Source organism: Pseudarthrobacter kochi, from assembly GCF_055412805.1.
On the sequence record NZ_JBVAYV010000037.1, the window covers coordinates 1 to 23,651 of the forward strand.

General features: G+C 66.9%; 25 protein-coding genes. 11 read left to right on the plus strand and 14 right to left on the minus strand.

Going from position 1 to position 23,651, the window contains the following annotated elements:
* Window positions 1-190: 190 nt before the first annotated feature.
* Together ACZY0Y_RS15605 and ACZY0Y_RS15610 are read right to left on the minus strand one after the other, a co-directional pair.
* Window positions 191-1,153, minus strand: coding sequence for a hypothetical protein (locus ACZY0Y_RS15605; protein ID WP_463958994.1), 963 nt, complete (start codon window positions 1,151-1,153; stop codon window positions 191-193).
* A 165-nt stretch (window positions 1,154-1,318) separates the two neighbouring features.
* A complete protein-coding gene (locus tag ACZY0Y_RS15610; RefSeq protein WP_463958995.1) occupies window positions 1,319-1,738 on the minus strand; it encodes a PLD nuclease N-terminal domain-containing protein in 420 nt (139 codons plus the stop codon).
* A gap of 106 nt (window positions 1,739-1,844) precedes the next feature.
* Between ACZY0Y_RS15610 and ACZY0Y_RS15615 the strand changes: the two genes are divergently transcribed.
* Window positions 1,845-2,153 (plus strand): DUF4229 domain-containing protein, encoded by a 309-nt coding sequence (locus ACZY0Y_RS15615; RefSeq protein ID WP_160663852.1) that lies wholly within the window; start codon window positions 1,845-1,847, stop codon window positions 2,151-2,153.
* A gap of 48 nt (window positions 2,154-2,201) precedes the next feature.
* Here the strand turns inward: ACZY0Y_RS15615 and ACZY0Y_RS15620 are convergent, their stop codons facing one another.
* The 5 genes from ACZY0Y_RS15620 to ACZY0Y_RS15640 are packed head-to-tail and all read right to left on the minus strand — an operon-like array spanning window position 2,202 to window position 6,530.
* Entirely contained in the window at window positions 2,202-3,083 is an 882-nt protein-coding gene (locus ACZY0Y_RS15620; RefSeq protein ID WP_463958997.1) for a 1,4-dihydroxy-2-naphthoate polyprenyltransferase, read from the minus strand.
* Between the two features lie 49 nt (window positions 3,084-3,132).
* Window positions 3,133-4,281 carry an AMP-binding protein gene (locus tag ACZY0Y_RS15625; RefSeq protein ID WP_463958999.1) on the minus strand — a complete coding sequence of 383 codons (1,149 nt, stop codon included), beginning with the start codon at window positions 4,279-4,281 and terminating at the stop codon, window positions 3,133-3,135.
* An 8-nt stretch (window positions 4,282-4,289) separates the two neighbouring features.
* Window positions 4,290-5,255 carry a 1,4-dihydroxy-2-naphthoyl-CoA synthase gene (locus tag ACZY0Y_RS15630; protein ID WP_463885681.1) on the minus strand — a complete coding sequence of 322 codons (966 nt, stop codon included), beginning with the start codon at window positions 5,253-5,255 and terminating at the stop codon, window positions 4,290-4,292.
* Between the two features lie 21 nt (window positions 5,256-5,276).
* Window positions 5,277-5,717, minus strand: a complete 441-nt coding sequence (locus ACZY0Y_RS15635; RefSeq protein ID WP_463885680.1) for a VOC family protein — start codon at window positions 5,715-5,717, stop codon at window positions 5,277-5,279.
* 54 nt (window positions 5,718-5,771) lie between these two features.
* Window positions 5,772-6,530 (minus strand): CPBP family intramembrane glutamic endopeptidase, encoded by a 759-nt coding sequence (locus ACZY0Y_RS15640; RefSeq protein WP_463885678.1) that lies wholly within the window; start codon window positions 6,528-6,530, stop codon window positions 5,772-5,774.
* A 157-nt stretch (window positions 6,531-6,687) separates the two neighbouring features.
* Here ACZY0Y_RS15640 and ACZY0Y_RS15645 point away from each other — a divergent pair, with 157 nt between their 5' ends.
* Together ACZY0Y_RS15645 and ACZY0Y_RS15650 are read left to right on the plus strand one after the other, a co-directional pair.
* Complete coding sequence (locus ACZY0Y_RS15645) at window positions 6,688-8,349, plus strand: ABC-F family ATP-binding cassette domain-containing protein (RefSeq protein ID WP_463885676.1); 1,662 nt, start codon at window positions 6,688-6,690, stop codon at window positions 8,347-8,349.
* A gap of 272 nt (window positions 8,350-8,621) precedes the next feature.
* Entirely contained in the window at window positions 8,622-10,082 is a 1,461-nt protein-coding gene (locus tag ACZY0Y_RS15650; RefSeq protein ID WP_463959001.1) for an amino acid permease, read from the plus strand.
* Window positions 10,083-10,561: 479 nt separating this feature from the next.
* Here the strand turns inward: ACZY0Y_RS15650 and ACZY0Y_RS15655 are convergent, their stop codons facing one another.
* Window positions 10,562-10,738, minus strand: a complete 177-nt coding sequence (locus ACZY0Y_RS15655) for a CsbD family protein (protein ID WP_035739049.1) — start codon at window positions 10,736-10,738, stop codon at window positions 10,562-10,564.
* Between the two features lie 135 nt (window positions 10,739-10,873).
* On the opposite strand from ACZY0Y_RS15655, the gene ACZY0Y_RS15660 reads away from it, so the two are divergent.
* The 5 genes from ACZY0Y_RS15660 (at window position 10,874) to ACZY0Y_RS15680 (ending at window position 15,085) form a co-directional block, all read left to right on the plus strand.
* On the plus strand, window positions 10,874-11,332 hold the full coding sequence (locus ACZY0Y_RS15660) for an SRPBCC family protein (RefSeq protein WP_463885671.1): 459 nt from the start codon (window positions 10,874-10,876) through the stop codon (window positions 11,330-11,332).
* 26 nt (window positions 11,333-11,358) lie between these two features.
* Window positions 11,359-12,009, plus strand: coding sequence for a pentapeptide repeat-containing protein (locus ACZY0Y_RS15665; protein WP_463959003.1), 651 nt, complete (start codon window positions 11,359-11,361; stop codon window positions 12,007-12,009).
* 156 nt (window positions 12,010-12,165) lie between these two features.
* Window positions 12,166-13,395 (plus strand): thiolase family protein, encoded by a 1,230-nt coding sequence (locus tag ACZY0Y_RS15670; RefSeq protein WP_463885667.1) that lies wholly within the window; start codon window positions 12,166-12,168, stop codon window positions 13,393-13,395.
* Window positions 13,395-14,210, plus strand: a complete 816-nt coding sequence (locus ACZY0Y_RS15675) for an enoyl-CoA hydratase/isomerase family protein (protein WP_463885665.1) — start codon at window positions 13,395-13,397, stop codon at window positions 14,208-14,210. The genes ACZY0Y_RS15670 and ACZY0Y_RS15675 overlap by 1 nt, the downstream gene beginning before the upstream one ends.
* 2 nt (window positions 14,211-14,212) lie before the next feature.
* Window positions 14,213-15,085, plus strand: coding sequence for a 3-hydroxyacyl-CoA dehydrogenase family protein (locus ACZY0Y_RS15680; RefSeq protein ID WP_463959005.1), 873 nt, complete (start codon window positions 14,213-14,215; stop codon window positions 15,083-15,085).
* A gap of 16 nt (window positions 15,086-15,101) precedes the next feature.
* On the opposite strand, the gene ACZY0Y_RS15685 is transcribed toward ACZY0Y_RS15680, so the two are convergent.
* Window positions 15,102-15,335 carry a DUF6480 family protein gene (locus ACZY0Y_RS15685; protein WP_463885661.1) on the minus strand — a complete coding sequence of 78 codons (234 nt, stop codon included), beginning with the start codon at window positions 15,333-15,335 and terminating at the stop codon, window positions 15,102-15,104.
* 25 nt (window positions 15,336-15,360) lie between these two features.
* Complete coding sequence (locus ACZY0Y_RS15690; RefSeq protein ID WP_463885659.1) at window positions 15,361-15,801, minus strand: SRPBCC family protein; 441 nt, start codon at window positions 15,799-15,801, stop codon at window positions 15,361-15,363.
* Between the two features lie 81 nt (window positions 15,802-15,882).
* Here ACZY0Y_RS15690 and ACZY0Y_RS15695 point away from each other — a divergent pair, with 81 nt between their 5' ends.
* Complete coding sequence (locus tag ACZY0Y_RS15695; protein WP_463959007.1) at window positions 15,883-16,491, plus strand: GNAT family N-acetyltransferase; 609 nt, start codon at window positions 15,883-15,885, stop codon at window positions 16,489-16,491.
* On the opposite strand, the gene ACZY0Y_RS15700 is transcribed toward ACZY0Y_RS15695, so the two are convergent.
* Complete coding sequence (locus ACZY0Y_RS15700) at window positions 16,488-17,330, minus strand: SGNH/GDSL hydrolase family protein (RefSeq protein WP_463959009.1); 843 nt, start codon at window positions 17,328-17,330, stop codon at window positions 16,488-16,490. The genes ACZY0Y_RS15695 and ACZY0Y_RS15700 overlap by 4 nt on opposite strands.
* Window positions 17,331-17,604: 274 nt before the next feature.
* Here ACZY0Y_RS15700 and ACZY0Y_RS15705 point away from each other — a divergent pair, with 274 nt between their 5' ends.
* Window positions 17,605-18,285 carry a tyrosine-protein phosphatase gene (locus ACZY0Y_RS15705; protein ID WP_463959034.1) on the plus strand — a complete coding sequence of 227 codons (681 nt, stop codon included), beginning with the start codon at window positions 17,605-17,607 and terminating at the stop codon, window positions 18,283-18,285.
* Between the two features lie 9 nt (window positions 18,286-18,294).
* Window positions 18,295-20,994, plus strand: a complete 2,700-nt coding sequence (locus ACZY0Y_RS15710; protein ID WP_463959011.1) for a S1 family peptidase — start codon at window positions 18,295-18,297, stop codon at window positions 20,992-20,994.
* A gap of 9 nt (window positions 20,995-21,003) precedes the next feature.
* Here the strand turns inward: ACZY0Y_RS15710 and ACZY0Y_RS15715 are convergent, their stop codons facing one another.
* From ACZY0Y_RS15715 to ACZY0Y_RS15725, 3 genes are all read right to left on the minus strand, one after another.
* Window positions 21,004-22,206, minus strand: coding sequence for a globin domain-containing protein (locus ACZY0Y_RS15715; RefSeq protein ID WP_463959013.1), 1,203 nt, complete (start codon window positions 22,204-22,206; stop codon window positions 21,004-21,006).
* A gap of 199 nt (window positions 22,207-22,405) precedes the next feature.
* A complete protein-coding gene (locus ACZY0Y_RS15720; protein ID WP_463959015.1) occupies window positions 22,406-23,131 on the minus strand; it encodes a DUF4397 domain-containing protein in 726 nt (241 codons plus the stop codon).
* A gap of 101 nt (window positions 23,132-23,232) precedes the next feature.
* Window positions 23,233-23,649 (minus strand): PaaI family thioesterase, encoded by a 417-nt coding sequence (locus tag ACZY0Y_RS15725; RefSeq protein WP_463959017.1) that lies wholly within the window; start codon window positions 23,647-23,649, stop codon window positions 23,233-23,235.
* Window positions 23,650-23,651 lie beyond the last annotated feature (2 nt).

The following is a 23,651-nucleotide window of genomic DNA, read 5'->3' on the forward strand; positions in this document are numbered from 1 at the left end:
GGACCGCATCATCCACAACACCACCTGGGTCGACACCGGCACCTACAACATGAGGGAGCAGACCGCCCTGGCCAGCGCCTAACGATGAGGTCGAGGGCCAGTGGCTCCCAAACACACCACCACTGGCTCTCTTCCGCACGATCGGTGGCTCTGAAGCGCAAGATTGGGTGGCTCTCAAGGCATCAAATACTCAAGGTGGGTCCACGCGGGCGCTACGCCGTGGGCTCGGGCCCGGTTCAGGAGTCCAGCCGCGCTCCGTCAGCACCCTCCGTACCCGGGTCACTGCAGTCGGTTCCATGCCGGGTGCGACCGGGTCCAGGTCCCGCTGTGTCAGCACGACAACGCTCCACCCGGCATCTCTGGCGCTTTCATCTCGGAAGATGTCGCTGCGACGCTGCGCCGGATCCGCGTGATGCGCACCGTCGTACTGGATGGCGACCTTCTCTCGCTGATAGGACAGATCCGGGTCCTGGATCCAGCATCCGTTCTCGTCGAAGATCGGGACGTTGACCCCGGGCTCCGGCAGGCCATGGCGAACCAGCAGCAGCCGGAGCTCGGTCTCTTTGGGGGAGTCCGTGTTGGCGCGCATCAATGCCCGGGCGCGCATCGCGCTCCGGTAGCCAGTCCTTCCCCTTTTCCCGGCGAGGTATGCGTCCAGCTCATCGAGCGTGGTCAGCGGATTCCTTCGCCGCAACAGGAAGTCGCCGGCCATCACCAAGTCATCGAGGTCCAGAATGCCGGCGAGATCGAACCACGTCCGCAGCGGGGAGGTGCAGGTGACCTTGGCGCCGGCTACGATCTCCTCCGGTTGGAGTGACTGCTGATGGCCGACGACATACTTGTACCGCACGGCCCGTTTGCCTGGACCACCCGTCAGGTGGATGACAGCCAGGTTCTCCAGTGAAAGCGGGAGGGGGAAGCCCCAAAGCACTGCTGCAGACAGGTGGCTCACGACGCCGCCGGTCACAACAGCCAGGGCGCGCAATCGTTCCAGCAAAGTGTCCTGAGTGGTGGCCGCCGTGCGCACTCCGTGGCAGGGGTTGATGAGATCCTGAGCCCGGGTCCGACGCCGGCTCAGCCCGGCAGCGCGGGCCTGGGCCACGGTAAAAGGCTGGTTTCGAAGCTGCGGGGGAAGCTCACTGGGAGGTCGCATACAGGCATTCTGCGTCCGTCAGGAGCGGGCTTCGAGGTTATCCACAGAGTGGAGGAGAAGTGCGTCTTGTGACCGGCAGGAAGGTGCGTCGGACGCTACAGTGCGCGGAAGGGACGCCGGGAGAGCCCCGGGGTGGGGCATGCGGCCGTGCACGGGCAGGCTGGACTACTTGACCTCGTCGGTACCCTGCGCGTCGCCACTGCCGCGGGCCTCGCCGGACCCGGACCCGTGTGTGCCTTTGTCGTCGTCGATGGTGCGCTCCTTGGCGTCCAGCTCGGCCTTGAGTTTCTTGAGCCGGTCGGCCTCGGCCTGGTTGCGGCGGCGGACTTCGAGGTTGCGCAGGAAGTCCGGGTCGTCGTCGGGCGCGATGGTGTGACTGTACGTGGCGCGCGCTGGGGCGGTGCCGCGGGGGCGGCCAATGAGGAACCACAGGATGGCTCCAATTACCGGAAGGACGATCTGCACCACGATCCAGGCAGGCTTCGAAATGCCCTTGGTCTGGCGGGCATCAGTGCGGATCACGTCGATGAGTCCATAGACAAAGACAACGAGTACTGCGACGGCAACCACTACACGGAGGAGCATGCTTTCAGTTTAGCCGTCGGGGGAGTTCCCGGCGCCTCCTCGTCCCCACAGCACGCGTGATCCGGCCCGGTGGGGCGGGGCGGCCGACGGCGGCTAAACTTGGAGTGTGGATTTCCTGAAATACTCCCTGATCCGGCTGGCGCTCTTTGTGCCTTTGTTCGCACTGTTCGTCTACCTCGAGCTCGGATGGCTGCTTGCCGTCCTCTGCGCGGGCATGATGGCGTTCGCGATCAGCTTCCTCTTCTTCCAGAAGCAGCGCGACGCCGCCGCAGCCTCGCTCCACCAGCGGTTCTCGGGCAAGGCCAAGCCTCTGCGCAGTGCCGGGGAAGTGGACGACGCCGACGCCGAAGACCGCCTGGTCGACGCGCACCCGGACATCACCGTACACACGGACACGCGCCCGAAGGACTCCTAGCCCCCTGCCCCCTACGGGACCGGGAGAGGCCCCAACGGGACCAGGACCCTAGAAGCCGTGGCTCAGCACGAGTCCCAGCGAGAACAGCACCGCATAGCCGAGGTTGATCAGACCCGTCTGTTTGAGCACCGGAATCAGGCTCTTGCGGCGCCGGCCGGCGATCATCAGCCAGGACGGCATCAGGCTGGCCGGGATCAGCAGCAGCACGATCAGCATCCACGGGCGGGACGGCGCCAGGATGATCGGCAGCAGGATGGCGACGGCGAGCATCAGCACGTAGCTTTCCCGGGCATGCTTGTCGCCCAGCCGCACAGCCAAGGTCTTCTTTCCGGCCTTCCGGTCGGTGGGGATGTCGCGGACGTTGTTGGCCATGAGCAGGGCACAGGCGATGAGGCCGGTGCCGATCGCGCCGATGATGGCCGCGAGGCTGATCTGGCCGGCCTGCGTGTAGGTCGTACCGAGGGTGGCGACCAGACCGAAGAACACAAAGACGAACAGGTCGCCCAGGCCGAGATAGCCGTAGGGATTCTTCCCGCCCGTGTAGCCCCAGGCGGCCAGGACGCAGCCCAGGCCCACCAGGATCAACCACCAGGTCTGCGCGAGGATGACCAGGGTCAGGCCGAACACCATCGCGAGCCCGAACGCGGCGAACGCGGCGTACTTTACGTGCTCGGGTTTCGCGGCGCGGGAGCCGACCAGCCGGAGCGGACCCACCCGGTCCTCATCTGTGCCCCGGATGCCGTCCGAATAGTCGTTGGCATAGTTCACGCCAATCTGCAGCAGCAGGGCCACCAGCGCGGCCAGCACGGCGTTGAGCGGACGGAAGGCGTCCATCTCGTGCGCGGCCGCGGTGCCGATCAGGACAGGCGCGATCGCGGCCGGCAGGGTGCGCAGTCGGGCGCCTTGGATCCATTGAGCGGCTGTAGCCACGTTTCAGTACCTCGTGTTGGTTTGACGGCACCGGGAGTGCCCGGCTTATCTATTTTCCCTGATGCAGCCCGGAGAGCCGAACCGTCATGGCAAGGCGGTCCGGTTTTCCGTTCGGCAGCATCAGCAGTTCGCTGGCGGCCAGCACGGTTTTCGGCGCCAGCGGGCCCAACGCCGGCGCCCAGGCAGCGCCCACGGTGAAGTTCCGGAGGCCTGCGTCAGAGCTGTCCGCCACCGCGACGTACGCGGCGAGGGCCTGTCCCCACTCGGCGGAGGGTACGCCGGCGACGAAGGCGGCCAGCACGCCGTCGAGCTTCTCCAGCTCGGCCTGCACGTGCGCCGCGGAGACCTTGACGCCGCCGGTGATGACGACGTCGTCGGCCCGGCCCAAAACGGTCAGCTTCCCGTCGGCGTCGAGCTCGCCGAGGTCATTGGTCCGGTACCAGCGGATGCCGTCGTCGTCCACGAACGCGGCCGCGCTGAGTTCCGGGGCATCAAGGTAGCCGGCGGCGATGGTGGCCCCGCCGAGCAGGATGCGTCCGTCGTCCGCCACCCGGACCTCGACGCCGTCGAGCGGGACGCCGTCGTACACGCAGCCGCCGCAGGTCTCGGCCGAGCCGTAGGTGGTCACGACCCGTACCCCGGCGTCACGGGCCGCGGCGAGCAGCCCCGGCTGCACCGGGCCGCCGCCGAGCAGGATCCCGTTGAAGCGGCGCAGCGCGGCGAGCGTCCCGGCCGAGGGGGAGTCCAGCAGCCGCTGCAGCTGGGTGGGTACGAGCGACGTGAAACGGATCTTGTCCGTCAATTCGAGCGCCGCGGCCGTGAAGGCGTCGGGGGTGAAGCCGCCGCTGAGGTCCATCACCCACGGGCGGGTGCCGGCGAAAAGCGAGCGGACCAGCACCTGGACGCCGGCCACGTACTGCACGGGCAGGGCCAGCAGCCACTGGCCCTCGCCCCTGAGCGCCAGCGCGGTGGCCATCGAGGAGGCCGCCAGCGCGTCCAGGGTCAGCACGGTCGCCTTGGGCGTGCCGGTGGAGCCGGAGGTCCGGACCACGACGGCGGCGTCCTCGACGCCGGGGGTTTCGACCAGCTTCACAACCGGGGAATCGTCCGGCCCGGCGGAGAGTTCGACGGCGGGGCCCTCACCGCGGAGGACAGCGGCCAGCGCGGAGAGGGCGGGCTCGATGTTTACAGCAGTCACGGGCCGCCCTAGAAGTAGTACGGGAAGCTGGACCAGTCCGGATCGCGCTTCTCGAGGAACGCTTCCTTGCCCTCCACGGCCTCGTCGGTCATGTAGGCCAGGCGGGTGGCCTCACCGGCGAAGACCTGCTGGCCGGCCAGTCCGTCGTCGGCCAGGTTGAAGGCGAACTTGAGCATCCGGATTGCCTGCGGGGACTGCCGGGCGATGTCGGCGGCGTACTCCAGCGCCACGTCCTCGAGCCGCGCATGGTCCACGGCCTCGTTCACCGCGCCCATCCGGACCATGTCCTCGGCGGAATATTCGCGGGCCAGGAAGAAGATTTCGCGGGCGGCCTTCTGGCCGATCTGGCGGGCCAGCAGCGCGGAGCCGTAGCCGGCGTCGAAGCTGCCCACGGTGGCGTCGGTCTGTTTGAACTTGCCGTGCTCGCGGGAGGCGATGGTGAGGTCGGAAACGACGTGCAGGGAGTGCCCGCCGCCTGCCGCCCAGCCGTTCACGACGGCGATGACCACCTTGGGCATGGTGCGCATGAGCCGCTGGACCTCAAGGATGTGCAGCCGCCCGGCGCGGGCGGGGTCGATGGTCTCCCTCGTCTCCCCGACAGTGTCTTGTACTACGTACCGGTAGCCGTCACGGCCGCGGATCCGCTGGTCCCCGCCGGAGCAGAAGGAATGGCCGCCGTCTTTGGGGGAGGGGCCGTTGCCGGTGAGCAGCACGGTGGCCACGTCCGGGCTCATCCGGGCGTGGTCCATGGCACGGTACAGCTCGTCCACGGTGCTAGGGCGGAAGGCATTCCGCACCTCGGGCCGGTCGAAGGCGATGCGGACCGTCGGCAGGTCGCGGACCACGGTGCCGTCCGCGGAACGCTCCACCTGCCGGTGGTAGGTCATGTCCTGGAAATCGTCGAAGCCGGTCACTGTGCGCCAGCGGGTGGGGTCAAAGACGTCGGATACCTTGGCGGGGATTTTGTTGCTCACAGTCCGAGTCTAGTAATCGCCTCAGCTGATGCAGAACTCGTTGCCTTCCGGGTCCGCCATGGTGTGCCAGGAATGGGGACCCTCGCTGGCGGTCCAGAGGAAGGTGGCGCCGCGGGCTTCGAGGGCGGTGCGCACCTTGTCCTTGTCGGCGCCGGCGAGCCGCACGTCCCAATGGACCCGGTTTTTGACGGTTTTTTCTTCCGGGACCGTCTGGAACAGGATGCGGCGGGCGGGCGATTTCGCCTCGAGTTCCTCGGGCGGCCGGATGGCGGCGCCGGTACTCCAGACGAGTTTGTCGTGGTGCACCTTGGTTTGCGCATCCGTGGCGAACCCCTGCTCGATCATGGAGCGGATGAAGGCCTCGTCCTGCGGCTCCACGGCCCACTCGAGGGTTTCTGCCCACCAGTCGGCGAGTTCATGCGGGTTCCGGCAGTCGACGGCGATCTGGATGTTCAGGGTCATGGATAGAAACTACGACGTCGGCGCCCGCGGCGGTAGGGGGCAGCGGTGCCCGTCCTAGCCCTGGACCTTCTGCAGCTGCTCCATCACATCCGGCGGGATGGCGTAGATGAAGATGACCGCCAGCAGGTTTTTTGAGGCGTGCACGAAGTAGGAGAACATCACATTCTTGCCGGTCCAGACGTAGACAAACACCAGGACGGCGCCCATCGCGAGATAGGGCATGAGGACCGGAAGGGTCAGGTTCTCCTGGCCGACGATATGCAGGGCCGCGAACAACACGACGGACAAGCCACAGCACACCCAGAGGTTGACCCGCCGGCTGAGCTTGCCGATCAGGAGGTGGCGGAAGATGTACTCCTCCACAAAGGGCCCCACGATCACCAGCAGCGGCACCATCAGCCAGGCCGGTACCTGCTGCATGAGCGCCTGCAGGCCTGCCTGGTTGGCGGACGTCTGCGGCGTTCCGGTGATTGAGACGAGGACCGCGGTGAGGATCATCATGGCCACAACGGCGAGGGGGACCATAAGCAGGGTGAACCACGGCCGTGTTGCGAGGACCCTGAGGTCCCGCGCGGCGACGTGCCGGGCGGCGGCCAGGGCCAGGATCCCGATGCTACCGTAGAAGATCAGGTTGACGGAGTAGGATGCCACCGCCGGGTTAGGCGACAACTGGAGCATCAGCGGGACCAGCAGTCCGCCAGCCACAGCGAAAAAAGCAGCGACAGCTACATAGAGGCCTGCCGTGAGGTAGTCGAGCCGCGAGAACCTGTACAGTTCCGGCCGCGGTGCTGGTGTGCGGAGAGCGGTGCCCATGCCACCAGCCTAGCGCCGTGGCGGGACGGCAGAGTCAAGCACAACCGATCATCCCCGCCGTCCCAGTACCTCAGCCCTGGCCGGCGGTGTCATACTTGACGCCGCACGACGCCGCCGGCCGCCGCCGGGCAGGCCGGCACCTACTTGCAAGGACTCCTTGAGCGAACATCTCCGCCTTTCGGGCGTATCCCATGGTTACGGGGACCGGCAGCTGTTTGCCGGCGTCGACATTGCCATCACAGCCGGTGAGCATGTGGCGATCGTTGGCGAAAACGGCGCGGGCAAATCCACGCTGCTCCGGATTTTGGCCGGGCTCGAGGCCCCGGACGAGGGCACCGCCGTCAGCCAGGGCCGCGTGGGATATCTTGCCCAGACCCTGGGCCTGCCTGATGCGTTCACCGTGAGCAACGCGATCGATGCCGCGCTGGAATCGCTCCGCGAAATGGAGGCCGAGCTGGAGCGTCTGGAAGACGGGCTGGCCGGAGCGGAAGCAGATGAACTGGAACGCTACGGAAACCTGCAGACGCAGTACCAACTCAGGGAAGGCTATGCCGCGGAATCCCGGGTGGAGGCGGCGCTGGACCGGCTTGGCCTCGGCGGACTGGACCGGACGCGGACCCTGGGCTCGCTCTCCGGCGGGGAGCAGGAACGCGTGGCACTGGCCTGCGTGCTGGCCGATCCCGCGGACATCCTCCTCCTGGACGAACCCACAAACCACCTTGACGCCAGCGGCACGGCCTGGCTGGAGGCGCGGCTGGCCGCGCACCGAGGAACCGTGGTGGTGGTCTCCCATGACCGCGTCCTGTTGCGCAAAGTGGCATCAACCGTGATTGAAGTCGATGCCGAACGCCTTACGGTCAACCGGTACGGCAACGGCTACGAGGGCTACCTGCGGGAGAAGGCGGCCGAGCGCCAGCGCTGGGCGCAGCAGTACCACGGGTGGCTGGACTCGATGGCGGCCGAACGGCTCCAGGCGGACACCGTCGCGGGGACGATGGGCTACGCCCGCCAGCGCGACAACGACAAAATGGGGTTCGACTTCAAAGCCGGCACGTGGCAAAAAGCAGCCACCAGCAAGGTCCGCAACGCCCAGGAGCGTCTCCGCCGGCTGGAGGCAAACCCCATCGACCGTCCGCCGGTGCCCCTGAAACTGGCGACGGAGCTGCGGGCGGACGTTGCGGCGGGTCCCGCTCTCGAAGCGACGGGAGTGACGGTGCCCGGGCGCCTGGAACCGACGGACCTCAGGGTGGAGGCGGGCCAGAAGATCCTCATCACCGGTCCCAATGGTGCCGGCAAGTCCACGCTGCTCGCCGTCCTCGCGGGCACGCTGGAACCGGCCAAAGGCACCGTAGTGCGGCACGGCCGGATCGGATACCTGCAGCAGGAACTGGAGCTCCCGCAGCGCCCGGGGCTGCGTCTCTTGCCGGCTTTCGCCGCGGGCCTGGGCGGCAACATCGATGAGCACGCCGAGGCGCTGCTCCGGCTCGGGCTCTTCCGGACCAGCGAATTCCACGTCCCGGTAGGAAGCCTTTCCGCAGGGCAACAACGCAGGCTGGCGCTCGCCCGCCTCCTCCTGGGCGGGTACGGAACGATGCTCGTGGATGAGCCCACCAACCATCTGGCGCCCGTGCTGGTGGAACAGCTCGAAACAGCCCTTTCGGACTTCGCAGGGACGCTGGTCCTGGTCAGCCACGACCGCGCGCTCGGGGAGTGGTTCAGCACTTGCGCCCTTCAAGACAGCACCGGGAACCGCGCCGGGCACGGGGCCAAGGCCGGGAACTGGCTCCGGTACGCCATGCGCGACGGCGCCCTGGCCTAACGGACGGACGTGCCGGGACTTGGCGGGCAAAAATCGAACATCATTCGGTAATTCGGCGATTCCGGCATCAATAATTAGTGGAAATGCCCGAGGGGTGTTGCCCCCGTCACTTCTGGGTCCTGAATGCTAGTACGATAGATGAGCCGCGCGAACTTCGACGCTTGTGAGGTTCGGTACATGTCTTGGTCCCTGCGAAGGGCTCAGGCCCGAATTTTGTGTACTTGAACCCACGGTCCCTTCCCGGCCATACCTCGACCTACAAGGAATCAGCTGTGCCATCACATACCCCCACAGAACTTAAGAGCCCGACGGCGCAATCCGCCGTCGTCGACTCCACTCTCAGCGCCGAGGGCTACCAGAAGTCCCTGAGCGGTCGCCAGGTCACCATGATCGCGATGGGTGGCGCCATCGGCGTCGGCCTGTTCATGGGTGCCGGCGGACGGCTGGCCTCCACCGGACCCGCACTCATCTTCTCCTACGCCATCGCCGGCGTCATCGCTTACCTGCTGATGCGCGCCCTGGGTGAGCTCATCATGTACCGCCAGACGTCGGGCTCCTTCGTCAGCTACGCCGGCGAAATGTTCGGCAAGAAGGGCGCTTACCTGTCCGGCTGGATGTACTTCATCAACTGGGCCATGACCGGCATTGCCGAGCTCATCGCGATCGGGCTGTACTTCCAGTTCTTCTTCCCCAACGTGCCGGTTGAGCTCACCGCCATCGCGGCGCTGCTGCTGCTGGTGGGCGTCAACCTCCTGAGCGTCAAGGTGTTTGGCGAATTCGAATTCTGGGCCTCCGTCCTCAAGGTCGGCGCCATCCTCATCTTCCTGGCCGTGGGCACCTTCATGGTGGTCACCAACGCCCAGGTGGGCCCCGGCCACGCGTCGGTCAACAACCTCTTCGCGGCCGAAGGCGGAATGTTCCCCAAGGGCGCGCTGGTCATGATCCTGGTCCTGAACGCCGTGATCTTCGCCTACAACGGCATTGAGCTCGTCGGCATCACCGCCGGTGAGATGCAGGATCCGGCCAAGGAAGTGCCCAAGGCAATCCGCGCCGTCGTTTTCCGCATCGTGGTCTTCTACGTCGGTTCCGTCACCCTCCTGGCCATGTTGCTTCCCTCGGACCAGTACGTGGCGGGCACCTCGCCGTTCGTCACCGTGTTCGGGCAGATGGGCCTCGGCTGGATGGGCGATGTCATGAACATGATCGTCATCACCGCCGCGCTGTCCTCCTGCAACTCGGGCCTGTACTCGATCGGCCGGGTCTTCCGCACCATGGCCAACAATGGACATGCTCCGCATTGGCTGACCAAGATGTCGAAGAGCCACGTGCCCTATGCCGCCATCCTGGCCATCGGCGGCGTCTACCTCGTGGGCATCCTGCTGAACATCTGGCTCGGCGGCTCGCACGCCTTCGACCTCGCGCTGAACTCCGCATCGATCGGCGTGATCTTCACGTGGGGCGCCATCTTCGCCAGCCAGATCGCGCTGCGCAAAACCAAGGGCAAGGTCACGTCCCTGCCCGCGCCGGGTGGAACCCGGGCCAGCTGGGCCGGCCTGATTTCCCTGCTCGTCATCACGGTGCTCATCGGTTTCGACACCATGACCAGCAAGACCGGTGAAGTGTTCCACCTCGGACTCTGGACCCTGGCGACCATCCCGTTCTTCGCGCTCGTGCTGTGGCTTGGCTGGCAGAAGGTCAAGAACAACGAACCGACGAACGCGCTCTTCAACTAGCCGCTCCAGGCAACATCCAAGCGGACGACGACGGCGGGCCTCCAGTGCGGGGGCCCGCCGTCGTTTCGCTTAAGGTGCGGCCGCGGCATTCCTTGGCGGCGCTCGACGGTGTTCGTGGCGCGGACTCTGCGCCGAGGCCGCATCGAGTTGACGAAGATGGCCGCTATCCGGGGTGGCATAGCGGCCATTTGTGGCGAATCGCGGGTTCGGGAGCCGCTTCCGACGGATTCGGCCCGAGGCTGGGGATATGAAAGGTGCGGCGGGTGCAGAGGGGTGCGCTAACTTCTCTCCGGGCTACAGTCGCGCCAGTTTCGCATCGAGTTGACGAAGATGGCCGCTATCCGGGGTGGCATAGCGGCCATTTGTGGCGAATCGCGGGCCTGCGGGGACCCGTGCTCAGGGGTCGTATCCGCCCGGGCGCACAAAAACGGCGGCGGCCATCCCCCAAAGGAATGTCCGCCGCCGGCTATTCGAAAGGACTAGTCCTTCTTGAAGGCGTCCTTGACGTTCTCGCCGACCTTCTTTGCGTCGGCTACAACCTGGTCCTTCTGGCCCTCGGCGCGAAGCTCGTCGTTGTTCGTGGCGTTGCCAGTAGCTTCCTTGGCCTTGCCACCGAGGTGCTCGGCTTCGTTCTGAATCTTGTCTCCGATACCCATGGTGTGAACCACCTCTCGTTTCCGGTTGAAATTCAACGTTCATTCACCATAACACAAAGCATGCTTAGTAATTCAAGAGGGCATCCTGCGCCGCAGGGATGAAATCTGCCGTGAGGCCGGGCTAGGCTCGATGCTATGGACCACAAAACCAGTCTGACCCAGCATGTCAACGCGCCGGCGGACAAGGTGTGGGCGGTCATTTCCGACATCCCCGGTTCGGCCGCAACCCTGTCCGGCATTGATTCGATCCAGATGCTGTCCGACGGCCCGTACGGCGAGGGTACGCGCTGGAAGGAAACCCGCACCATGATGGGCCGGTCGGAAACGGTGGAAATGTGGGTGTCCCAGGCCGACCCGCCCCGGAGCACAACGGTGAAGGCGGTGCAGGGCCGGACCGACTACACCACCCGCTTCGCGCTGGCCGACCGCGACGGCGGCACGGACCTGACGCTGACCTTCGGCGCCGAAATCCTGAATCCCTCCCGGACGAGCAAACTGGCGATGGCGCTCTTTGGAAAACTGGGCATGCGCATCACCCGGAAGGCCCTCGCCAAGGACCTGGCGGAAATCGCGGCCCGGGCCGAGTCGCTCTGATGGCGCGCGGCACCGCTGGGCCGAAGATGCCCAAAGTGACTGCGCCGCGGCTCAGCCCGGTCCGGCTGGCGGACCTTCGGGAGGACCCGTCCCCTGATTTCCAGTCCGGCGAGCGGTACGACGGCGTCCGGTACAGCAAGGCGTCCGCTGACGGGCTGGAACTTGGCGGCACCGACTTCGCTGAGTGCGAGTTCCAGGGGGTTTCCTTCAACGAGGCCCAGCTGCGGGGCGTCTCGTTCCGGGACTGCATCCTCGCGGAGCTGTACGCGCCCGTGTTCATGGCGGCCCGGAGCACGCTGCGCGACGTCGAGATCGGCAACCCCCGCTGGGGTTCCGCGGAACTCTATGAAAGCGGCTGGCAGTCCGTGCGGATCGACGGCGGCAAGCTCGACTACGTGAACCTCCGCGGTTCCAAGCTCACGGACGTGCAGATCAGCGACTGCATCATCAACGAGCTGGACCTGGGCTCCTGTGCGGCGACGCGGGTGGCGCTGAAGAACTGCACCATCGGCACCCTCGACGTAGCCGGGGCCCGACTCAAGGACTTTGACATCCGGGGCACGGACTTCCGCGCCATCAGCGGGCTCGAAAGCCTCGCAGGCCTCGTCATCGACGACTACCAGCTGGGCCTGCTGGCCCCGCTGATGGCGAGCCACCTCGGCGTCGTCGTCGCGTAATCCTGCGGGGCCTTCATTGACCCCCTTGCCGCGCCGTGTAATCTTTATAGAACGAACGGTCGGTAAATTGGCGCACTAGCGGGTCGAACGCAGTGGCCGCCGCCGATGAGTGTTTTTTTCGATGACAGTGCCGTTTATCGCGTGAAGGGTGTACCCATGGCATCAGCAGTTGCAGGACCACAGGCATTTCTCGTAGGCGGTGCCCGCACTGCGGTGGGCCGGTACGGCGGGGCACTTTCCGCGGTCCGCCCCGATGACCTGGCTGCCCTGGTGGTCCGCGAGGCTGTGGCCCGGGCCGGGCTGGACCCGGACAGCATCGACGAGGTCATCTTGGGCAACGCCAACGGCGCCGGCGAGGAAAACCGCAACGTCGCCCGGATGGCCACCGTCCTGGCCGGATTGCCGCTGCACATCCCAGGCATCACCGTGAACCGGCTCTGCGCCTCCGGGCTGAGCGCCATCATCATGGCCAGCCAGATGATCAAGTCCGGGGCCGCGGACATCGTGATCGCCGGCGGCGTCGAATCCATGAGCCGCGCCCCCTGGGTCCAGGAGAAGCCGCAGACCGCCTTCGCGAAGCCCGGACAGATCTTCGACACCTCCATCGGGTGGCGCTTCGTGAACCCGCTGTTCCAGAAGGGTGAGCTGTCCCGCGGCGGGAAGATGACCTACTCCATGCCGGAAACGGCAGAGGAAGTCGCCCGCGTGGACGGGATCACCCGTGAGGACGCCGACGCCTTCGCCGTCCGCTCGCACGAACGCTCGCTCGCGGCCATCGCCGCCGGCCGCTTCGCCGACGAGATCGTCCCGGTCACGGTCAAGACCCGCAAGGGCGAAACCGTCGTCGACACCGACGAGGGCCCCCGTGCCGGCACCACGATGGACGTCCTGGCAGCCCTGCGCCCCGTCGTCGCCGGCGGCTCGGTGGTCACGGCCGGCAACTCCTCCACCCTCAACGACGGCGCCTCCGCCATCATCGTCGCCTCGGAGGCGGCCATCGAGCGGCTCGGCCTCACCCCGCGTGCCCGGATCATCGACGGTGCCTCCGCCGGCTGCGAACCCGAAATCATGGGCATCGGCCCCGTCCCGGCCACCCGGAAGGTGCTCGCCCGGACCGGCCTGAGCGTCGGTGACCTCGGCGCCGTCGAACTCAACGAAGCCTTCGCCACCCAGTCGCTCGCGACCATGCGCCGGCTCGGCCTGGACCCCGGGATCGTAAACCGCGACGGCGGCGCGATCTCCCTGGGGCACCCGCTGGGTTCGTCCGGCTCGCGGCTCGCGATCACCCTGCTGGGCCGGATGGAGCGCGAGGACGCCCGGATCGGCCTCGCGACCATGTGCATCGGCGTCGGCCAGGGCACCGCGATGCTGCTGGAGCGCGTGTAGTGGCGGCCGCGACGGGTCTCAACCCGCAGGATTTCAGCACGCTGAAGGTCGAGGAGCGCGAGGACCGGCTGGTGGTGCTCCTGAACCGGCCCGAGGTCCGCAACGCGATCGACCAGCAGATGGTCGACGAGCTGCACGCGGTCTGCGCCGCGCTGGAGCAGACCCCGAAGGTGCTGATCATTGCCGGCACCGAGGGCATCTTTGCCTCCGGCGCGGACATCGGGCAGCTGCGCGAACGCCGCCGCGACGATGCCCTGCGGGGCATCAACTCCACCATTTTCGTGCGGATCGCCAAGCTTCCGATGCCGGTCATTGCGGCCCTCGACGGTTTCTGCCTGGGCGGCGGCGCCGAACTGGCCTACGCCGCGGACTTCCGGATCGGTACCCCCTCGGTGCGGATCGGCAACCCGGAGACCGGCCTGGGCATCCTGGCTGCCGCCGGTGCGAGCTGGCGCCTGAAAGAGCTCGTCGGGGAGCCGGTGGCCAAGGAGATCCTGCTGGCCGGCACGGTGCTGCGCGCCGAGCGGGCCCTCGCAGTGAACCTCATCACCGAGATCCACGAGGCCCCCGGGCTGATGGCCGCGGCCCACGCCCTGGCCGACAGGATCGCCGGCCAGGATCCGCTCGCGGTCCGGATCACCAAGTCGGTGTTCCACGCGCCCGCCGAGGCACATCCCCTGATTGATGAGCTGGCGCAGGGAATCCTCTTTGAATCCCAGGCGAAGTTTGACCGCATGCAGTCATTCTTGGATAAGAAGACAGCTAAGAAGGCTGCCAAGAAGTCCGAGCAGGATCCAGACCGGAAGAAGAACTGACCATGAGCAACTCCACACTCCCCGCGAACCTGCCCGACTCTGTCGGGGTGCTGGGCGGCGGCCGGATGGGCGCCGGCATCGCGCACGCCTTCCTGATCAACGGCGCCAACGTCCTCGTCGTCGAGCGCGATGAGGAAGCAGCCGAGGCCGCCCGCGAACGGGTGGAATCGGCGGCGGCCAAGAGCATCGAGCGCGGCGCCACGGACGGCAACCTGGACGAAATGGTCTCGCGGCTCTCGGTGACGGTGGACTACGACGACTTCAAGGACCGCCAGCTGGTCATCGAGGCCGTCCCGGAGGACTGGGACCTGAAAGTCGCCTCGCTGCGCGGCATCGAGGAACGCCTGGCCGACGACGCCTACCTCGCCTCCAACACCTCCTCCATCTCGGTCAACGCACTGGCCCGCGAGCTGGCGCGCCCGCAGAACTTCCTGGGCCTGCACTTCTTCAACCCGGTCCCGGCGTCAACCCTGATCGAGGTTGTCCTCGGCGAGCACACCTCCGAGCCGCTGGCCCAGGCCGCCCGCGGCTGGGTCGAGGCGCTGGGCAAGACCGCCGTCGTCGTCAATGACGCCCCGGGCTTCGCCTCTTCACGGCTCGGGGTCGCAATCGCGCTCGAGGCGATGCGGATGGTCGAGGAGGGCGTGGCGTCCGCGGAGGACATCGACAACGCCATGGTCCTGGGCTACAAGCACCCCACCGGACCGTTGCGGACCACGGACATCGTGGGCCTGGACGTCCGCCTCGGCATCGCCGAATACCTCGCCTCCACCCTGGGGGAGCGGTTCGCCCCGCCGCAGATCCTGCGCGACAAGGTGGCCCGCGGCGAACTCGGGCGCAAGTCCGGCAAGGGATTCTTCGACTGGACCAGCTAGTTTTCGATTGGGCCCGCTAGTTGAGGATCCCGACGATATAACCGACGAAGAAGAGCAGCACGAAGAGGACCACGACGGCGATCATTACGATCCAGAGGTATTGGGCCAGGCCCCGGTCCTCGCGGATCCGAGGCCCCTGCGGCCCCACTGAGGTGCCCTCCCCAGGCGGCGTCTCGCCGGGGGGCACACCGCCGCCCGGCTCCAAACCGGTGAGGTTGTTTTCCAGCGGATCCGGATTCTGGGATGTCACGGTATGCTCCTGTTCCGGCCAGTCGTTACTGCGAAGCCTGTGAGTCGAGGGTTTTCTTGATTCCGGCCATCGCCGGGCCGGCCAGGGACTGGAAGGCCGGCTTCATGAATGGTTCGGCGATCTTGAGCCACCCCTTGAGGGAGAATTCGGCCGTGTACTTGACTTGGCATCCGGCGTCCGCCGGCGTCACCTCGATCGTGTCCACGGAGACCACGGAATTGTTCTCCCCGCGCAGTTTGATATGCCGGGCGCTCAGTTCCAGCACCTTGTAGATCAGCGTTTGGCGCTTCCCGCGGAACTCCGCTTCCGCATGGTATTCGTGGCCCACTGCAACCGGACCGGTCGACAGTTTCTTCACGACGGGGGTCCCGGGATCCCATTCCGGGGTGTGTTCAAATGCCGACAGGTAGGCGAATGCCGCTTTGGCATCAAGGGACGAGCGGACTGAACGTTCGATGGTGATCATGGCAACAGCCTTACCAGAACATCGTCGTTGAACACAGGGGCGGACCGCAATCCCGGACGAGTGTGCCCCTAGGATTGTGCCGTGACATCCTTTGAACCCATCACGCTGAGCGGTGTCTTCGTCGTATTGGAGCCGCTGACCCCGGACCACCATGACGGGTTGGTGGAGGCCGTCCGCGACGGCGAACTCTGGAAGCTCTGGTACACCGGCGTCCCGGCGCCGGAACAGATGGCCGAGGAGATCGACCGGCGGCTCGCGCTGCAGGCGAGCGGCTCCATGCTGCCCTTCGCCACCCGGCTGGTCGATACCGCCACCGGCTCGCCTGGCAAGGTGATCGGCATGACCACCTACATGAACATCGACGCCGCCACGCCCCGGGTGGAGATCGGCTCCACCTGGAACGCCGCGTCCTCACACGGCAGCGGCAGCAACGCGGATTCCAAGTTGCTGCTGCTGCGGCACGCCTTCGAAACGCTGGGCTGCCCCGCCGTCGAGTTCCGGACGCACTGGCTCAACCACCAGTCCCGCGAGGCGATCGCCCGGCTGGGCGCCAAGCAGGACGGAGTGCTCCGCAGCCACACCCGCAGTGCTGATGGCGCGTTGCGGGACACCGTGGTGTACTCCATCCTGGAACACGAGTGGCCGATGGTCCGGAACGCACTGGAGTCCCGGCTGGCCAAGCGGCGCTAGGGTGCCGTGTAGGCCTGTGCGGCGCTCAGTGCTGTGTAGTACGCCTGATAGCCCTTGGCGTTCGGGTGGAAGCTATCTGCGTTACCGGTGACGCCGTTAATCCACGGGTCGTCGGGTGAGAGAATGCCGTGGCCGGCGAACTCGGTCCGGACGTCGACGTACTGCACCCGGTGGTCCTGGGTGTTGGTGGCCCCGGCGGCGTCGGCGATTTTCTCGTTCAGTTGGTCAGCCAGGAAGGTGGCCTGGTAGATGAATTGGGACATCGAATCGGTCTGGCCGGCGGGGAGCGGGTCGAAGAGGTAGGGGTAGCCGGTCACCACAATCTTGGCGTTGGGCGCGGCCGCCTGCACGCTCCGGATCATCGCGGCCACATCACGGCCCAGCTGTCCGCTGACGAGCAAGTCCATCGCGGTAGCGGTGGCTCGAGCACACGCCGGAGCAAGATCGGGATTGGCAGAGCCGCAGTTGGTAACGATGTCCCCGAACCCGAGGTTGTTGCCGCCGGCGGTGATGGTGACCAGCCGTGTGGTCTTGTTCAGCTGGAGCAGCTGTGTGTTCACGACATCCTGCGTCGTCTTGCCGCTGCAGGCCGCGTTCGTGACCAGCTTGATGGCCTTGGTATCAGCCGCGAGCTCGGCATAGCTGTTCTCGCTGCGGTAACAAGTATCGTTCTTGTACTCACCGGCGCCCTGGCCCGCGGCGTAGGAGTCGCCGAGCGCGATGTACTTGGTCTTGTCCACGGCCTGCGCCGGGGCCGCTGCCAGACCTGCTGCCATTGCCAGGGCGGCGAGACCGGCAGCCAGGGCCGTTCGACGGCGTCGAAGTTTCAGAGTTCCCATGGTGTTTCCCCTCAGTAGCACGCTGGTTTCAGCGACCGTGCCGCGAAGACGTGTCAGTCCCGGCTGCAGGCGAGCTGAAAAGGAGCCCGGCGGCTACCGGGTTCACCGTCACCCTACGCGGACGCCTGCACCCCACACCATGCCAATGGTCCCGGTGTGGGTATCTTTCGCAATCCTGCCCGTGGATCGGCGCCGGTGCGTGTGCTTGACTTTCAGGATGACCATTCCTGCCGCCTCCCCAGACCCAGCCCAGGGAATGAGGGTACCCGAAGCGATGCAGTGGGACGGTGCGGTCAACGCCTGGCACGTTGCCGGCAGCGTGTTCCGGATGGGGCGCCGTGAATGGCTCACCGACGCCGGGTGGCAGCAGGCGTACGACGGCGGCATCCGGACGGTGATCGATCTCCGCAACCCGGAGGAGATCCGTCGCCGTGACACCGACCCCCAGGTGAGGCCGGCGACCCTGGCCGCGTTCGACGTCGTGCACGCCCCCACCGAGGACCCGGGCAACAGCGAATTCGGCGAGCTCTGCGTTCCCTACCTGAATGATCCGGCGTCCTATGCGGACAATGCCCGGATCTTCCCCGACAAGCTGGCCGCGGTGTTCCGCGCCGTGGCGGAGGCGCGCGGCGGCGTCGTGATCCATTGTTCCGCCGGCCGGGACCGCAGCGGGATGATCGCGGCCATGCTCCAGGACCTCGCCGGAGCGGGCGAGGACGACATCGCGCAGGGTTACGAGCGCGCCATGCGTGGGATCAACGAGCACCACCGGGTGTCTGGCATCCCGCATCCGCATGAGCGGTACCTGCCCGAGGACGCCCTTGCGCCGCTGCTCGAAACGCGGCTGGAAAGCCTGCTGCAGTTTGTGCGGCATGTGAGGACCGGGGATTTCCTAAGCCACAATGGCATAACGGACCGGGAGCTTACTGCCATTCAGGCCAAATTGGGGCGCTAGAGTAACCGGGTGAAGACTCCGAGGTATCAGCTGACAGTGCGCGCGGTGGCGGCTGCCGCCATCGCGATCGCGGGATCGTTCTACGCCGTTCCTGCCCTGGCCGAAGCCGGGGGACCGGAACCCGCTCCGACCTCCTCACCGACAGCCTCACCGACAGCGCCCGCCAGCCCGGAATCGCCGGTTGATACGACGGCGGCGGCTGGCGCTCCAGCCGCCGACACGACGACGCCGGCAGTGGCGCCGGCAACGTCGCCGGAAGTCAGCGACGCCGGACTCGCCGAGGCCGTCCGGCGCGATTTGGGCATGACGCTCGAGGAATTCAATGCCGCCGGCCAGCTGGCCAGGACCGCCGCCGACGCCGTTCCCTCGCTGCGGGAGCTGCCCGGCTACCTGGGGATCAGCCTGCTGGACGGCAAAATCCTCGTCGAAGGCAGCGGCGCCGAGCTGCAGTCCCGGGTGAACGAACTGAACGGGACCGGAACCTCTGCGGTGTTCGTGCTCGTGGCTCCGGCAGCTGAGTCCCCGACTGCCCCGTCGGCTACTCCCTCGGCTACTCCGGCGGAGGCTCCTGCCGCTGCTCCCTCGCCGGCCGAGCTGGTGGCGTCCAGCACCGAGCAGCTGTTCCAGGCCTATGTCCGCGAGGTTGGCGCCGCCGGCCTGCAGGCCGTGGCCTACTCCGGGGGGCGCTTCATCATCCGCACCGGCGGAACGAACGCGGCCGAAGCGGACCTGCCCCCGGTGCCGGACCAGCAAGCCGCGCCGGTGCCGACTGCCCCGACGACTGCCGCGGCGCCAGGGAAGATCTCCCCGGCCGACTTCGTGGCCCGCTACGTCAACGTCCAGCTGGAGCAGGGTGCGCCGATCACCACGGAGGCCCCAACCGCGGCGGACATCTTCGGCGGGCAAGGGTATGTCATTCCGGGTCCAGGTGCATGCTCCGCCGGTTTCGGCGCCTATGGGCCCACAGGGGACCCCCAGATTCTGACAGCTGGGCACTGTTCCGGGGACGGCACAACCACGGACGTGTCCATCGAGTCTCCCGCATCGTCCCCTGCAGCGGGGGCGCCCCGGTGGAGTCCCGTAGTTGCTAGCGGACCGCTCGGGACCTTCGGGTTCAGCCAGTTCGGTGGCCCCGGGAACTCAGCGATCACCGGTACACAGGATATGCCCGGCAACATCGGGACGGACATTGCCATCATCAAAGGGCTGGCATCGGGCGTGAGCATCCAGCCTGCCGCCACGAAGTGGGACAACGTTGCCAACCCTGGTTCGTCTGCTGTCAAGATCATCGGGAAGATGACGCCCGTCGCGGGCCAAGCCGTGTGCCGCTCGGGTCGCACCACCGGCTGGAAGTGCGGCGCTGTTGATTCGGTCGGCATCTGGGTCATCCCGGGGCCAAAGAGCCTGCTGCCGAGAATGGACAATGACCTGCGTGCCGTACGTGCTTTTGATTCGACCTCGGTCAAGTCAGACGGCGGCGACTCGGGCGGACCTTGGATCAGCGGCAACTTCGCGGTGGGCACCCATACCGGGGCAGAGACTGAGGGGTATGGCGAATCCCGTGTTCAGCTTCGGGCCATCGCCACCACGCTGGAAGACTCCCTGACCAAGATCCCGGGCGGCGTGCAGCTCCAGCTGTTCCTGAACAAGCCGGAACTCGTGGCCCCGGAAAATCTGACCTTCATGGCAGGCCAACCGATCACGGGACGGGTCCCGGCGGCCCCGGCGTCGGCCGTTGCCGCCAACTCAAAAGTGCGCATCACCGTTGCGAACCAGGCACCCCTGGAGGTGCCCGTCGACCCGGCCGGCAACTGGACCTACCCCGCACCCCTGACCACCGGACCGCTGTCATTCACCGCGGAATCGGTGAACGGATTCAGCCACTCGGGCGCCGCTTCCGTGGCCGTCAACGTCTCCGACCTCGACGCTCCAGTGATCACCGCCCCGGCCGGGGGCGCCGCACTGAAGACGCTCAGCCGCATCGACGGCACCGGAACCCCGGGGCTCGGCGTAAAACTCACGGGTGACATCAGCGGCGCCGCCGTCGTTTCCCCGGACGGACACTGGAGCATCCCGGTCACCGGGCCCGTCTATGGCAACGTCGCCGTGCACGCCGTGCAGACGGCTCCCTCGCACGAGGACAGCCCCTCCGTGACGCGCACGTTCACCGTCACCCCGGTAGCCCCGGCGGTCGCTTCGATCGTGGACGGGCTGCACTTCAGCCAGGACTCGCTTCCCGGGACGATTTCCGGGACGGGCGTCGACGGCGCCGACGTCGCCGTTTTGATCGACGGTACGCCCGCAGGTGCCGCGCAGGCAGGAGCCGGCGGTGCCGGGGCGGGGGCGCGCGCAGTGGTCCGCTCCCTGGTTCCGCACGTCCTCGTGGCAGGCGGGCGCTGGAGTATTCCGTTCCCTTCCGGCCTCGCCGTGGGGGCGCACACGCTTTCCGTCACCCAATCGGTCGACGGCGTTGCCTCGAACCCGCTGCTGCTGACCTTTACTATTGACGCCCCGGCCGTCGCGCCCGCTGGGCCCGCTGTTACGCTGGCCGTCCCCGCCGTGCTTCCGGCCGGCTCAGGCCAGCTGCCGGACACCGGCGCCGGGCAGCTGGGGCTGATGGGGGCCTTCGCCGCGGGCGCGATCCTGCTGGGTGGCCTGCTGCTGGGTGGTGCCCAACTGGCCGCGGCACGGCGCCGGGTGGTCCGCTAACTGCCGCGCCTACTGGAAGTCAGCCAGCCAGAGGTCCGGGCCGAACACCTCGTACTGGATGTCTTTGGCCCGGACGCCGCTTGCTACTAGCGCGCTCCGGACGGACTTCAGGAACGGCAGGGGACCGCAGAGGTAGTATTCGGCGTCGTCCGGCAGTTCCACCGCTCCGACGTCCATAAATCCCGAGAATTCGGACGCTGTTCCATCCCCGGCGGGATTAAGGAACCACGTTTTCAGGGTGCCGTCCCCCAGTGCGGCCAGGTCATCCCGGACCTGCGCCCGGAGCGGGAAGGACGCCTCGCTGTCATCCGCATGCAGCAGCGTGACCTGGCGCCGGGAGCCGGACTTGACCAGGTGCGAGAGCATGCCGGCCATTGGCGTGATCCCGATCCCCGCGCTGGCAAGAACCAGCGGCCGGTCCGTGTACTCCAGCACCACATCGCCGAAGGGTACTGAGAGCACCACCTCGTCGCCCACCTGGACCTCATCATGCAGCAGGCTGGACATCTCGCCATCAGGGGTCCCTTGTCCGCGGACCCGCTTCACGGCGAACTGCCGGTGCTGCCCGTCGTCGGCCTTTGTCAGGCTGTACTGCCGGGGCTGGTGCACGCCGTCGTGCATGGGCATCTTGATCGTGACGTACTGCCCGGGCAAGGACGGCTTCACCTCGCGCTCATCAGTTCGTTCGACAATGAACCTGACGACGTCGTCCGTCTCCTGGACCTTTTCAACCACCCGCCAGGTCCGCCAGATGGTCTCCGGGCTGAGGTGCACCGCGTTGTACAGCCCGCGCTCCTTGTTGATGAGCATGTTCGCCATCAGCCAGTAGACCTCGTCCCAGGCTGCGGCGACGTCGGGTGTGACGGCGTCCCCGAGCACATCCACGATGGCCCACATCAGGTGGTCGTGGACAATCTGGTACTGGTCCGGGCTGAGCCCCAGCGAGACGTGCTTGTGGGCCACGCGTGACAGGAGATGGTCCGGCACTTCGTCCACGTTGTTGACGAGAAGCCCGGCGAAGGCGGCAATGGAACCGGCGAGTGCCTGCTGCTGGCGGCCGTCCGCCTGGTTCCCCCGGTTGAAGAGTCCGTCCAGGAGGTCCGGCCGCGCGTCGAACATGTGTTTGTAGAAGCGCTTGGCAATCTCCTCGATGTGCTCGCCGACGACCGGCAGCGTTGCCGTGATGACGGGAAGTGAGGTGTCTGAAAGCATGGGGAATCCCTTTCCGGTGCGACCGGCGGTGCCCGGCGGTGCCGGGTGAATCGGCCCTTCCACGCTAACAGCCCGGGCGCGGGGCACTCCGGGTCGATCGGCCCTATACCAAAGGGCGGATGGGTGCAGGCGTGCCACCAGCGCATTCCTTGCGGGATGCGCTGGTGGCCGGCGCGCTCTTCAGGGCCGGGCCGACGGCTCAGTCGTCATGACGGTCGTGGCCATGCCATTTGGCCGAGTCGACCACCTGGACGGCGACGCCGAGGGTGCCTTTGTCCAGGCTGCCCCAGGCGTAGACGATCGTGTTCTTGCCCTTGGTGACGGGCACATCGGCCGGGCCGATCAGCGGCTTAGTGGTGCCCGCTGCCGCAACCGAGGCGGACACAGTCCCGGCCTTCAGCGTCAGCACCTTCTGCTCAGGATTCTCGAGCCCCTCAATCACCGCGGTTCCGCCGGCAAGGACGTCGACGGCGGGCGCTGCCGCTACGTGCCGGACGGTCAGCTTGCCCTCGCCCTTGGGGCTGGCCGAGGTGTCGTTCTTGAACAGGGTTGCGGTGGGCGCCCCGGAGGCATCCAGGTGCGCCACGGCGGTGTAGTTCCGGCCCTCCTTGAGATCGACCTTGACCGGGCCGATCACCGGGTTGTCGGCGCTGGTGGCGTCCGCGGCCGTGATGGCGATCTTGTAGCTGCCGTCGTCGAGCTTCAGGGGGCCTGCGAGGGTCCCGGGCTTGAAGTTGTCCAGGGTGAGCTTGCCGTTCACCCAGACATCCACGGTCAGGCCGGGGACGCCGTGCAGGACGGACAGGAGGGCGTCGTCGCTGTGGTGTCTGCCGTCGTCGTGCTTCCCGCCGGCCTGGGCCGGGGCAGCGAAGGTGAGCGCGGCCAGCATCGACAGGGCCCCTGCGGCATAAACGGTTTTGCGCATTTCAAACTCCTCATTGAGTTGCCCGGCTCCGGGCGGTGATTTGCTTACACCGTTACTACCGGTCGGGAACGCCTTTTGGATGCAACGGACCGGACCCTGTGTCAGCCCTTGCGGTCCAGCAGCAGGTTGGTGATCCGCAGGGTGCAGAGCCGCTCGCCGGCGGCGTTGGTGATCAGCACCTCGTGGGTGGTCACGGTGCCGCCGAGATGGATGGGGGTTGCGGTGATGGTGATGATCCCCTCGCGGGCGGACTTGTGGTGGGTGGCCGAGACGTCCACGCCGACGGCGGTCTTGCCCAGGGTGCTGGCGTGGATGACCGCGGCCCAGGAGCCCACTGCCTCCCCGACTGCCAGGGACGCGCCGCCGTGCAGCAGCCCGAAGGACTGCCGGTTGCCCTCCACCGGCATGGTGGCGACGACCCGTTCGACGGATTCCTCGACGATCTTCACGCCCATTTTCTCGTCGAGCTCCCCGAGGGTGATCTTCCACAGCTCGGTATTCCGGGGCTCGGGCGTCATAA